At 63.7% G+C, this 12,460-nt stretch carries 11 protein-coding genes; 3 read left to right on the forward strand and 8 right to left on the reverse strand.

The window, feature by feature from the left end; all coding sequences use genetic code 11:
* Positions 1–175: 175 nt before the first annotated feature.
* A complete protein-coding gene (locus ACK2SD_RS00260; RefSeq protein WP_412461068.1) occupies positions 176–1,705 on the forward strand; it encodes a SulP family inorganic anion transporter in 1,530 nt (509 codons plus the stop codon).
* Between the two features lie 18 nt (positions 1,706–1,723).
* Here ACK2SD_RS00260 and ACK2SD_RS00265 read toward each other — a convergent pair whose 3' ends face one another.
* The 4 genes from ACK2SD_RS00265 to ACK2SD_RS00280 form a co-directional block, all read right to left on the reverse strand.
* Positions 1,724–3,265 (reverse strand): M48 family metalloprotease, encoded by a 1,542-nt coding sequence (locus tag ACK2SD_RS00265; protein WP_412462365.1) that lies wholly within the window; start codon positions 3,263–3,265, stop codon positions 1,724–1,726.
* 32 nt (positions 3,266–3,297) lie between these two features.
* Positions 3,298–3,663, reverse strand: coding sequence for a hypothetical protein (locus ACK2SD_RS00270; RefSeq protein ID WP_304483009.1), 366 nt, complete (start codon positions 3,661–3,663; stop codon positions 3,298–3,300).
* 33 nt (positions 3,664–3,696) lie between these two features.
* A complete protein-coding gene (locus tag ACK2SD_RS00275) occupies positions 3,697–5,034 on the reverse strand; it encodes a CHASE2 domain-containing protein (RefSeq protein ID WP_412461069.1) in 1,338 nt (445 codons plus the stop codon).
* 97 nt (positions 5,035–5,131) lie between these two features.
* Complete coding sequence (locus tag ACK2SD_RS00280; protein WP_412461070.1) at positions 5,132–5,782, reverse strand: hypothetical protein; 651 nt, start codon at positions 5,780–5,782, stop codon at positions 5,132–5,134.
* Positions 5,783–6,011: 229 nt separating this feature from the next.
* On the opposite strand from ACK2SD_RS00280, the gene ACK2SD_RS00285 reads away from it, so the two are divergent.
* Positions 6,012–6,644, forward strand: coding sequence for an SCO family protein (locus ACK2SD_RS00285; RefSeq protein ID WP_039582069.1), 633 nt, complete (start codon positions 6,012–6,014; stop codon positions 6,642–6,644).
* 79 nt (positions 6,645–6,723) lie between these two features.
* Here ACK2SD_RS00285 and ACK2SD_RS00290 read toward each other — a convergent pair whose 3' ends face one another.
* From ACK2SD_RS00290 to ACK2SD_RS00300, 3 genes are all read right to left on the reverse strand, one after another.
* Complete coding sequence (locus ACK2SD_RS00290; protein ID WP_412461071.1) at positions 6,724–7,497, reverse strand: MetQ/NlpA family ABC transporter substrate-binding protein; 774 nt, start codon at positions 7,495–7,497, stop codon at positions 6,724–6,726.
* Between the two features lie 66 nt (positions 7,498–7,563).
* Complete coding sequence (locus tag ACK2SD_RS00295; protein WP_039582067.1) at positions 7,564–8,235, reverse strand: methionine ABC transporter permease; 672 nt, start codon at positions 8,233–8,235, stop codon at positions 7,564–7,566.
* Positions 8,235–9,242, reverse strand: a complete 1,008-nt coding sequence (locus ACK2SD_RS00300; RefSeq protein WP_039582065.1) for a methionine ABC transporter ATP-binding protein — start codon at positions 9,240–9,242, stop codon at positions 8,235–8,237. Before ACK2SD_RS00300 ends, ACK2SD_RS00295 begins: the two co-directional genes overlap by 1 nt.
* Before the next feature lie 225 nt (positions 9,243–9,467).
* On the opposite strand from ACK2SD_RS00300, the gene katE reads away from it, so the two are divergent.
* Positions 9,468–11,612: a catalase HPII gene (katE, locus tag ACK2SD_RS00305; RefSeq protein ID WP_412461072.1), complete on the forward strand. Its 2,145-nt coding sequence runs from the start codon at positions 9,468–9,470 to the stop codon at positions 11,610–11,612.
* A gap of 53 nt (positions 11,613–11,665) precedes the next feature.
* Here katE and ACK2SD_RS00310 read toward each other — a convergent pair whose 3' ends face one another.
* Positions 11,666–12,373, reverse strand: a complete 708-nt coding sequence (locus ACK2SD_RS00310; RefSeq protein ID WP_116889897.1) for a PA5502 family lipoprotein — start codon at positions 12,371–12,373, stop codon at positions 11,666–11,668.
* Positions 12,374–12,460 lie beyond the last annotated feature (87 nt).

The raw sequence follows: 12,460 nt of genomic DNA on the forward strand, positions 1-12,460 counted from the left end.
CCTGAAGAAACCCTGATAGCCGGCTGCGCCCCGTTGGCGCGGCAGGGCTTTCGGCTGCCTTGAATTTCCCTGAACGCCTTGCCGGCAATCCTGTTGGCGGCCTGCGCCTGCGCGCGATTCAGGGATCCGCGTGCTATCGGCCAGTGGATTGGCCGTGAATCAGAAAAGGAGCGACATGGTGAACATGACACAGATTAAAGCGGCACTGCCGCGCGAATTGCTGGCTTCGGTCGTGGTGTTCCTGGTGGCCCTGCCGCTGTGCATGGGCATCGCGATTGCCTCGGGCATGCCGCCGGCCAAAGGGCTGATCACCGGCATCATCGGCGGCGTCGTGGTCGGCTTTCTCGCCGGCTCGCCGCTGCAGGTCAGCGGCCCGGCGGCGGGCCTGGCCGTGCTGGTGTTCGAGCTGGTGCGACAGCATGGCGTGGCCATGCTCGGGCCGATCCTGCTGCTGGCTGGATTGCTGCAATTGCTGGCCGGGCGCCTGCGCCTGGGTTGCTGGTTCCGCGTCACTGCCCCGGCCGTGGTGTACGGCATGCTGGCGGGCATCGGCGTGCTGATCGTGCTGTCCCAGGTGCATGTGATGTTCGATGCGGCGCCGCAGCCCTCTGGCGTCGACAACCTGCTGGGCTTCCCCGCCACCCTCGCCGCTGCGCTGCCGCTGGAGAGCGCCGGCAGTGGGTGGCAGGCCGGCGCCCTGGGCCTGGGCACCATCGCCCTGATGTGGGGGTGGGATCGCTGGCGCCCGCAGCGGCTGCGCTTCATTCCCGGTGCGTTGCTGGGCGTGGCGGCGATGACTGCGCTCAGCCTGTGGCTGGCGCTACCGGTCAACCGCGTGCAGGTGCCGGCGGACCTCTCCGAAGCCATCGACTGGCTGCGTCCTGACGACCTCCTGCAACTGGCCGATCCGAGCCTGCTGGTGGCGGCTTTCGCCCTGGCCTTCATCGCCAGCGCCGAAACCCTGCTGTCGGCGGCGGCGGTAGACCGCATGCACAATGGCCAGCGTTCGGATTTCGACCGTGAACTGTCAGCCCAGGGTATCGGCAATATGCTCTGTGGTCTGCTCGGCGCCTTGCCGATGACCGGGGTGATCGTGCGCAGTTCGGCCAACGTCCAAGCCGGCGCCCAGACCCGCGCATCGGCGATCCTGCATGGGGTGTGGCTGCTGGGCTTCGTGGTGGTGCTGGGCAGTGTGCTGCAGCAGATTCCGGTGGCGAGCCTGGCGGGCGTGCTGGTCTACACCGGCATCAAGCTGGTGAACGTCAAAGCGTTCCGTGACCTGGGCCGTTATGGCCGCATGCCGATGTTCACCTACGCCGCGACTGCCTTGGCCATCGTCTTCACCGACCTGCTGACCGGTGTGCTGGTGGGCTTCGCCCTGACCTTGCTGAAGCTGGCGTTCAAGGCCGCGCGGCTGAAGATCAACCTGGTGCCGCTCGACGAGCCTGGACACCTGGAACTGCGCTTGAGCGGTGCGGCGACCTTCCTCAAGGTGCCAGCACTGACCCAGACGCTGGAAAGCGTGCCGCCCGGCACCACGCTGCACGTACCGTTGGGCAACCTGAGCTACATCGACCACTCGGTGCTGGAACTGCTGGAGGACTGGGGGCGTTCGAGCCTGGCCGCCGGTTCGCACTTGCGTATCGAACAGCATGGACTCAAACGCCGCGTGGAGGGCCGGCTACGGCGCCTGGCCCAGGCCTGATGCGCGCCCTCGAAGGCTTCACGCTCGCTTGGGCACCAGCTTGCGACAGCCTTCCTTGCGACTGGGGTACTGCTCGCATTTGCGCAGTACCTGACGCACTTGCTCATCGGCCTTCAACTGCCGATTGGCCAGCAGCTTTTCGGTGATGAACAGTTCCTCCGAGCCCAGATTGCGTTCGGCCTTGTCGATCATGTCCAGTGCCGCGCGGGGGTCGCGGTTACGCAAGTGGTGGCCGATCATCAAGTCGTACACCAGGGGGCTGGCCAGCGACCAATCCTCGATACCCCGCAGATCGGCCAAGGCGGCGCGGTTGTCGCCCTGGGCCGAGTGCACGGTGAAGGCGGTGCGGCGGATGCCGGGCTGGTTGCCGACTGGCGAAGCCAGCGCGCGGTCGATGAAGGCCTGGGCTTCGCGGGTTTTCTTCTGTTCCAGTGCCGCGGTGGCGGCGTAGGCGTCGCGGTAGGCCTGCAGGGCGCGTTGTACGCTCGCCGAGTCCCGCACCTGAGGCCAGGTGCGTCGGTTCACCCGAGCCTGGGTCTGTTGGCGGTACTCGCGCTGAAGATACTGGCGCAATTCTTCATCACGCTGGATCGGCGACATGTGCGAGCGGGTCAGGTACTGGCCGGTGGCGTTCAAGGCCGTGCCCACGCTCTGGTTGAGCAGGGTCTGCAGCTCCTGGGTGGTGCGGTTGAGGTCGAGCTTGATCAGCGACTCGGTCATCGCCGCTTGCCGCTCTTGCAGAAAACTGGTCAGCAGCGGCTTTTGCTTGCCCTGGAAGTCGTCGAGCCGCTGCAGGCTCACGCTCGATGCCCGAGGGGCATAGTTGGCGCGAATCATCAGATCGGCCCCGAGCAGGTCGGCCTGGTCTTCCTGCGCCCGCCCCCAGGCGGTGCTCCAGACGTTGTCCGAAAAGGTATTGGCCAGCGAGGTGTAGAGCACGGTGTTGCCGATGGTTTTCTGCGTGCCCTGGGGGTCTTTGCTGAACAGCTTGCCGCTCTGCCTGTCGAGCCGGGTGTTCTTGGCCACGGTCGCCATGATCACCGTGGTGGTGATGTTGCCCAGCAGTTGTTTCTGCTCCTGGAACGCCGCGCGGCGATCGTGATGACGCAGCAGCACATGGCTCATTTCATGGCTGAGCATGGCCGCGATCTCATCTTCGCTTTCGACGTTGTCGAGCATCCCCAGCGGCACGAAGATCGTGCCGTAGGGGTCGGCCGAGGGGCCGAAGGCATAGCTGTTGACGATGCGCACCTGCAGCGCCGGAGCCTGACCGGGCCAGCCTTTGACCAGGCGGCCGACGATGGTTTGCAGGTAGCGCTCCAGCTCAGGGATGCGGACCAGGTCCTGCTGGCGGATTTCGTCGGCCGGGATGGCTCGGCCATCGAAGCTCAGGCGCAGTTGCTGGGCTTTCTGCGGGTCTGCCCGATAATACTGGCGCACGTCTGCATGCTCGACGTAACGCCCTTCCAGCCGGGATTGAGTGGAGGGCCCCACCAGGTTCTGCAACGCGTCATTGGCGCCGTTCAGCGTGTGGCAGCCGCCCAGCAGCGCCATGGCCATCAACGCCAAGGCAGACTTCGTCCGCGCGCCGCTCACTTCTGACACCCTGCGCCATAGCCGATGGTGCCGTTGCTCTGGTGGTCGTCGGAGTAGCCCCGTGGCAGGGTCTGGCAGGGGAACTTGACGCTGTTGAGCGGCGGGTTCACCCGCACCGCCATGGTGTCCATCCACACCTGACCTTCGGGCAGGCTCACCTGGATGATGTCGAGTTCCTTGTTGTACTGCACCACTCGCGCCGGTTTGGGCAGGGTGCTGCTGTCGATCTGACGCAGGGATCTGCCCTGGTCATCCATCACGGCCACCGACGGGGTGAGCCAGGCCTCCACCATCGGTTCATCACTGGCCAGCACGTGTGCGCTGACCAGGACCGATAACAGCAATAAAGTGGGCTTGATCATCTCTGAATCCTTGAGTTGAGAAATACGGCAATCTCAGGCCTTGTTGGCGAACAGGGCCTGGATCCTTGTGCTGAACAAGGTGAGTGACAGCAACAGCAGGCCGAGGACGTTGGCCGGTGTGAAGTTGAAGTGCCAGAGCACCGCGCTCACCAGGCCGATGGCCGCCAGCACCAACACCCAGGAAGACAGCGGGCGCAGTTTGATCCGGCGGCGCTGTCCGAGATCGGCACGGGTGAGCAACGGGGCGTCCAGCGTGCCCTTGAGCCAGGTGATAGCGCCGAGCAGCAGCAATTCGACGATATCCAGCAGGTCGATCGAGCCGGCCGGGATACCGAGATCGGTCAGGCTGGGGGTGGACCGGTAGTAGTTCATGCCCCAGTTGACCAAGTTGTCCAAGGCCATGGCGTGCCAGTAGACGCCGGCCACCTTGCCGTGCAGCGCTGATGGGGTGAGGTCGCCGGTGCCGACGATCTGCGCGCCGACCAGTACCAGTTTGCCCTGCAGCAGGGTTCTGAGCAGCGCTTGATCCTGCTCGTCGGTGACGGCCAGGTCGCTCGGCGACAGGGTCAAGGTATAGGGACAGGTGGCCTGCACCTGTTGCCCCAGCTTCCAGAAGATGGCCTGTCCGAGTTGCTCGAACAGGCCCGGCACCGTGCAGGTGCTGACATCGGCGACCTTGGCTTGCAAGGGCGACTGCCTGAGCCCCCACTGCACCGTCATGGGCGCAAGCGCCGCCGCCTGCCGTGCATCGGCAGGCAACCGGCTGCAATCATGTTGACGGCAATACTCGCGATACAGACGCAGTGCCGGTGTCTCCATGGCACCGGCGGGGGTGTTGACGGCAAGCGGATACTGATTGGCGAATCCACTCCAGGTCACCAGCGCGGGAGTACCGACGGCGGCCAGGCGTGCAAGGGTGTTGACCCCGTTCTGATCGTGAGGCTGACCGGTGTCGGCAAGAAACAGCGCAATGCCCTGCTGGCGATAACGCTCGAAGACGTTGGCCAGAAACTGGCTCTCCATCTGCGGCGGCTGGCCGGGCAGCGCGCGGGAATGATCGTGGCTGTAGATCAGATCGACGAATACCGCCGCAGGCTGATAGGCCAGCAGGCGTTTGAACAGCTTGCTCTGCTCGCTGTACGGCATAGGCCAATAGGTGTCGTTACGGCGCAGGTAGTCGTCGTCGATCAACACCACGACGACCTGGCGTTGACCCTCGTCGGCGTAGCGTTCGGCCAGCAGGCGGTTGAGCCAACGCGCGGAAGCGTCGTCGGTCGAACTGGCTATTCCAAAGGGATCGAGCAGGGCGATCAAGATCACGCTGAGGCCAAACAGTGCCTGGCGCAGCGTATACAGCGAAGGTTTCAGCATCCATGCCTCGAACAAGCGGGTGCAGCATTTTGCCACTATTGGCGGGCAGCGCCAATGCCGGCGGGGCGCTTCCTGCGCCCCAGCACGGCCCTCAGGCTCAGTGGCTGGTCTGGTGCAGGTCCAGTTCCACGCTCAACTGGCGCGACAGGCATGGCCAGCGCTTCCACGCTTCGCCGGTTTGCGGGCTGCGCAGGGTTTCGCGGTAGGCCTCCACCGATTCGACGGCGAAGCTCTCGTCGTCGAGCATTTCGTCCACCGAGTGGTGCACCACTTCGTCCAGTTGATTGGCGAAGGTTTCGCCGATCAGTTGGTGGGCGATGAGGTTGGCCACGGTGGTGTCTACCGGGATCAGTGGCTGCTGGAAGTGGCGGATATACAGGTCGTTGACCTCTTCGACCAACCGATGCGCCAGGTAGGCTTCGTCCAGCAGGCAGTCCAGCCCGGTGTGCGAGCCCACCACGCTGGGCGGTTGCAGGAAATAAGCCTCGGCGATTTTCAGCACGGGTTTGATCTGCGACTCGATACCCGCCTCGCGGGCCACTGCATGGGCGGCTTCGAGCAGTTCGGGCACTTGGTCGATGTAGGCGCTGACGAAGCGTGCCAGGGTGCCCTTGGCATCCTGCACGGGTAGTTGGATCAGCGGGTGCAGGTGCGGCAGCTGCTGCTCGAGGCGCTGTTGCAATTGGCCAGTGCGACGCTCGTACAGTTGGGCTTGATGGATCTGCTCGCGTACAGCTGCGGTGTTCATGACAACTCCAGGGACAAGGCGTTACAAACGGAAGACACTAAGGTAGCTCGGTTGCGCAAAGGCCTAAGACGCATTTGTTATATCAGCGAGACACTTGCTCCATGCGGTTATATCAATGTGCCATCATTTTGCCGCTTGGTTAGCCCTAACCGGTCAAGGACTGTAATCTAGCCGCCTACGACGAGATCCTTCATTCCCATTTCGCCCCTCTGAATCGAATGCCCAAGCCATGACCCGAACCCAGAAAACCATCCTGATCCTGTTCGCCCTGACTGCATTGATCCTGGGCTTGACCGTTACCAAAGCGCTCAATGGCCGGGGCGAAGCCGATTCGGCCGGGCTGACCGAGGCCGGGATCATTCTGCTGGCGCAGAGTCGCAGCGTGCCGGCGGTGAGCATGACCGACCAGAACGGTCAGCCGGTGCAACTGGACCAGCTCAAGGGCAAGTGGTCGTTGCTGTTCTTCGGCTATACCTACTGCCCTGACATCTGCCCGACCACGCTGGCCCAGTTGCGGCAGGTCAAGAGCGAGCTGTCCAAAGGGACGCTCGATCACTTGCAGGTGGTACTGGTGAGCGTCGATCCGGCCCGCGATACCCCCCAACAGCTCAAGCAGTATCTGGCGTATTTCGACAAGGATTTCGTCGGGCTGGCCGGCTCCATCGAAGACACCCAGACACTGGCCCATGCCTTGAGCATCCCGTTCATCCCGGCGGACACGCGCAAGCCTGGCTACACCGTGGACCACAGTGGCAACTTGGCAATCGTCGGGCCGGATGGTCGGCAGCGCGGCTTCATCCGCGCGCCGTTCGACACTCAAAAGCTGGTGGCGCAGTTGCCCAAGCTGGTGAAGCGCGACTGATTCAAGCGCTGTCGCGCGCCCGATTACGGCTGGAGCCGTTTCTACGAATCGGGCGCGCAGGGCAAATGGACGAGCGCAATCAGAACGCCGGAACCACTGCGCCCTTGTACTTCTCGGTGATGAACTGCTTCACCTCAGGCGAGTGCAGGGCCTGAACCAGCTTCTTGACCGCGTCGCTGTCCTTGTTGTCCTCGCGGGTGACCAGGATGTTCACGTAGGGCGAGTCCTTGCCTTCGATGGCCAAGGCATCCTTTTCCGGATTGAGCTTGGCTTCCAAGGCGTAGTTGGTGTTGATCAGCGCGGCATCCACCTGGGTCAGCACCCGCGGAATGGTGGCCGCTTCCAGCTCACGGAACTTCACGTTCTTGGGATTTTCGGCGACATCCTTCACGGTGGCGAGGATGTTGCTGTTGTCCTTGAGCTTGATCACACCGGCCTTGTCCAGCAGCAGCAAGGCTCGGCCGCCGTTGGTGGCGTCGTTGGGGATGACCACGGTGGCACCGGACGGCAGCTCGTCGAGTGTCTTGTACTTGCTCGAATAGATGCCCAGCGGTTCGATATGCACGCCGGCAACGCTGACCAGGTGGGTGCCCTTGGCCTTGTTGAATTCGTCCAGGTACGGCTGGTGCTGGAAGAAGTTGGCGTCCAGGCGCTTCTCGGCCACTTGCACGTTGGGCTGGATGTAGTCAGTGAACTCCTTGACCTTCAAATCCACCCCTTCCTTGGCCAGTGTCGGCTTGACGAAGTCGAGGATCTCGGCGTGCGGCACCGGGGAGGCGGCCACGCTCAAGGTTTCCGCCGCCTGGGCGGAGAAGGCCGCGACGGCGGCGACGACAGCAAGCAGTTTCTTCATCGATCACTCCTTGTGAGGGCCGCGACGGCCCCCGAACGGGTCGGCACGCCGACCCCATTGGGGTTGTTACTTACGGGAAAAATGCACGACCAGCCGGTCGCCCACGCTCTGCAGGATCTGCACCAGCACCAACAGCAGCACCACGGTGACGATCATCACGTCGGTCTGGAAGCGCTGGTAGCCGAAGCGGATGGCTAGGTCGCCCAGGCCGCCGGCGCCGACCACACCGGCCATCGCGGTATAGGACACCAAGGTGATCGCGGTGACCGTAATGGCCGCAAAAATACCTGGACGCGCTTCGGGCAGCAGGGCATTGGTGATGATCTGCCGGGTGGTGGCGCCCATCGACTGAGTGGCCTCGATGATGCCGCGGTCCACTTCGCGCAGCGCAGTTTCCACCAGGCGGGCGAAGAACGGCGTGGCACCGACCACCAAGGGCGGGATGGCGCCAGCCACGCCCAACGAGGTGCCGGTGATCAGTACGGTGACCGGAATCATCACGATCAGCAGGATGATGAAGGGCAGCGAACGCAGGATGTTCACCACCAGCGACAGCAGCGCATACACGCCCTTCTGCTCGAACATCTGCCGCGGGCCGCAGAGGAACAGCAGCACGCCCAGCGGCAGGCCGAGCAGCACGGTGAACAGCAGCGAGCCGAACAGCATGATCAGGGTGTCGCCGGTGGCCAACCAGATCTCGGACCAGTCGACGTTGGCGAAGAAATTCAGGGCGTCCATCAGCGCAGGACCTCCATGTGGACGTCAGCGGCCTGGAAGCGCGCGAACGCAGCGTCGATGTTGCCGCCGGTGACGGCGAGGGTGAGTTGGCCGTAGGGCACGTCCTTGATGCGGTCGATGCGTCCGGCCAGGATGCTGTAGTCCACTCCGGTTTCGCGGGCGACGGTGCCCAGCAGCGGCGCGTAGGTGGCTTCGCCCTGGAAGGTCAGGCGCACGATGCGGCCCGGCACGTGGGCGAAATCGTCGCGTTGCTCGTGCTCGTCCACCTGCTCGTCTTCCTGGACGAAGCGCTTGGTGGTGGCGTGCTGCGGATGCAGGAACACGTCGGCCACAGAACCCTGCTCGACGATGACGCCGGCATCCATTACCGCCACGCGGTCGCAGACCCGACGGATCACGTCCATTTCGTGGGTGATCAGCACGATGGTCAGCTTCAGCTCGCGGTTGATCTCGGCCAGCAGTTGCAGCACCGAGGCGGTGGTCTGCGGGTCGAGGGCGCTGGTGGCTTCGTCGCACAGCAGGATCTTCGGGTTGGTCGACAGCGCCCGGGCGATGCCGACGCGCTGCTTCTGGCCACCCGACAACTGCGCCGGATACTTCTTCGCGTGGTCCGACAGGCCGACGCGGGCCAGCAACTGGCTGACACGTTGGTCGATCGCCGCGCGCGACAGCTCGCCAGCCAGCACCAGCGGCAGGGCGACGTTATCGGCGACGGTCTTGGAGGCCAGCAGGTTGAAGTGCTGGAAGATCATGCCGACCTGCTGGCGGAAACGCCGCAGCTGGTTGGCGTCGAAGGCGGTGACGTCTTCACCGTCGACGATGATCTTGCCGCCGGACGGCGCCTCCAGGCGGTTGATCAGGCGCAGCAGGGTACTTTTGCCGGCACCGGAATGGCCAATAAGGCCGAACACCTGGCCATCTTCGATGCTCAGGCTGGTCGGGTTGAGGGCGGGGATGTCCCTACCGGCGACGCGGTAGGTCTTGTGCACATGTTGGAACTCGATCACGTAGCGAACCTTGTGGGGCGCATGGAATTTAGGGTCAGCGGTGAGCTGGGGTCGCGCATTTTAGCCTTTTCCCCTGGCGGTTCTTAGCATTTATTTCGTCTTCGACCAATCGCCTGGGCATAACGCGACGGTCGGTAAACCCGATGGAACGCATGGTCAACCCCTCCAGTCACTACCTGAACAAGCCCCCGATGGGCAGCCTGAAGACTGATGAGGAGAGCCAAGATGTCGAGCAACAGGACCGACGCGCCCAAGCAGAGCGAACTGGCTGGCACCCAGACCCCTGACCGCGCCAACACCAATACCAAGCTGCAGAACCTCGAGCAGGCGCGCAGCGATGCCACCGGTCAGGCGCTGCGGACCAACCAGGGCGTACGCATCGCCGACAACCAGAACACGCTCAAGGCAGGTGCGCGCGGGCCTTCGCTGCTTGAAGACTTCATCATGCGCGAGAAGATTACCCACTTCGACCATGAGCGCATCCCCGAGCGCATCGTGCACGCCCGCGGCACCGGCGCCCACGGTTACTTCCAGAGCTACGGCAACCACAGCGCACTGACCAAGGCCGGTTTCCTGCAAGACCCGGAGAAAGTCACCCCGGTGTTCGTGCGCTTCTCCACCGTGCAAGGCCCGCGCGGCTCGGGGGACACGGTGCGCGATGTGCGCGGTTTCGCCGTGAAGTTCTACACCGATGAAGGCAACTTCGACCTGGTCGGCAACAACATGCCGGTGTTCTTCATCCAGGATGCGATCAAGTTTCCCGACTTCGTGCATGCGGTCAAACCCGAGCCGCACAACGAGATTCCAACCGGTGGCTCGGCCCATGACACCTTCTGGGACTTTGTTTCGTTGGTGCCGGAGTCGGCGCACATGGTCATCTGGGCCATGTCCGACCGTGCCATTCCGCGCAGCTTGCGGATGATGGAAGGCTTCGGTGTGCACACTTTCCGCCTGATCAACGCCGAAGGCGTGGCCAGCTTCGTCAAATTCCACTGGAAGCCGCGTCAGGGTGTTCACTCGGTATTGTGGGACGAGGCGCAGAAACTGGCTGGCAAGGACACCGATTACCACCGCCGCGACCTGTCCGAAGCCATCGAGACTGGCGACTATCCCGAGTGGGAGCTGGGCGTGCAGATCGTGCCGGAAGCCGATGAGCACACGTTCGACTTCGACCTGCTCGATCCGACCAAGCTCATCCCCGAAGAACTGGTGCCGGTGACGCCGCTGGGCAAGATGGTGCTCAACCGCAACCCGGACAACTATTTCGCCGAGATCGAGCAAGTGGCGTTCTGCCCAGGGCATATCGTGCCGGGTATCGACTTCACCAATGACCCGCTGCTGCAGGGGCGCCTGTTCTCGTATACCGATACCCAGATCAGCCGCCTGGGCGGGCCGAACTTCCACGAGATTCCGATCAACCGCCCCGTGGCGCCGAACCACAACAATCAGCGCGATGCCATGCACCGCCAGACCATCCATAAGGGGCGCGCGTCCTACGAGCCGAACTCGATCGATGGCGGCTGGCCGAAAGAGACGCCTGCCGGGCCTCAGGATGGCGGTTTCGAGAGCTATCAAGAACGCGTCGACGCGCACAAGATCCGCGAGCGCAGCGAGTCGTTCAGCGATCACTTCTCCCAGGCCCGCCTGTTCTTCAAGAGCATGAGCCCGAACGAACAGCAGCACATCATCAAGGCCTACAGCTTCGAGCTGGGCAAGGTCGAGCGCGAGTACATCCGCGAGCGGCAGGTGAATGAGATTCTGGCCAACATCGATCTCGACCTGGCGGCGGCGGTGGCCGAGAACCTGGGCTTGCCGGCGCCCAAGGCGGGCACCGTCAAGGCGCCTCAGTCCAAGCTCAAGACCTCCCCTGCCCTGAGCCAGATGAACCATCCCGGCACGGTCGGCATCAAGGGCCGCAAGATTGCCCTGCTGATCGCCAACGGTGTGGACGGTGCCAGCGTCGACATGCTGGTCAAGGCGCTCGAGGCGCACAGCGCGCGGCCGATGCTGCTGGGGCCGACTTCGGCGCCGGTGAAAACGGCCGACGGCAAGGCGCTGCCGGTGGATGCGTCGATGGAGGGCATGCCGTCGGTGATGTTCGACGGCATTCTGGTGCCGGACGGCAAGGCCTCGCTCGATGCCCTGGGCGCCAGTGGCGTCGCCAAGCACTTCCTGCTCGAAGGCTACAAGCACTTGAAGGCCATCGGCGTGGCGCCGCAGGGCAAGGCGCTGCTCGATGCGCTGGGTCTGAAGACCGACAAGGGGCTGCTGCTGGGCGACGACCAGAATACCGTGGAGGCCTTCGTCAAGGCGGTCGAGGCTCATCGGGTGTGGGAGCGAGAAGCGGCCGCCGAGGCCATTCCAGCCTGACAGGTAACGCTGCGCTGTAGCGAAAGGGCCGCATTGCGGCCCTTTTCGTTTGTTCAGTTTTGATGCGGGACCAGCACCACTTGGGCCGGCAAGGCGCGCTGGATTTCATGCTTCTGTTTCAGCGGGAAGCTGGCATCGAGCTTGCTGACGCGCTTTTGCAGCAGCGTCTTAAGCCAAGGCGCGTCCTGGGTGCGCGGCACTTGGAAAACCACTTCGCAGTGATAATTCACGACGTCGGCGGCAATGTCGTCCAGTTGCCGGCGCATGGCCGCGATGTCCGTGGTTTTCAACGCAATTACCGTGCTCGGTGCTGCCGGATCGATGACCCGAGCCTGAGGTTTGGACTCGGCGGCCTTGAGTGCGGCCTCGGCCTTGTCCAGCTCGGCCTGGCGGGCCTGTGCCACGGCTTCGCCGCCGGTCAGAGCCGGCGCCTGTGGCATCAGGGCACGCGCTCGGGCCAGCGCGGTGGCAGCGGCGTTGACGTCGCCCTTCTGCAACACGATCTGGCTGCGTTGCAGGTAGGCTTCGGCCAACTGGCGATGATACTGCTCGACGCGGGCGTCGTCCGGCGACTGCGCTTGCAGCGTGGCGAGTTGATCTTCGGCGGTGGCCAGCTCGTTGCTGGCGATGTTCTGTTGCAACTGCTGCCAGGCGTCGGGCTGTTCCGGGGCGGCGGGCGGTTCGACCGGCGCTGAGGAGCAGGCGGCAAGGAACAGCGAAAAGACGGCAACAAGCAGATAACGGGAGGCGAACGGCTTCATTCCTGCGACTCTCTATTTGCGCAAAAAGCGAGCAAGTCTACACCCAGGTGTGCACGCTCGAAAACACGTCTTACTGACCCTTTACCC

Source organism: Pseudomonas sp. SC11 (genome assembly GCF_047039205.1).
In the GTDB taxonomy this organism is placed as follows: Bacteria; Pseudomonadota; Gammaproteobacteria; order Pseudomonadales; family Pseudomonadaceae; genus Aquipseudomonas; species Aquipseudomonas boreofloridensis.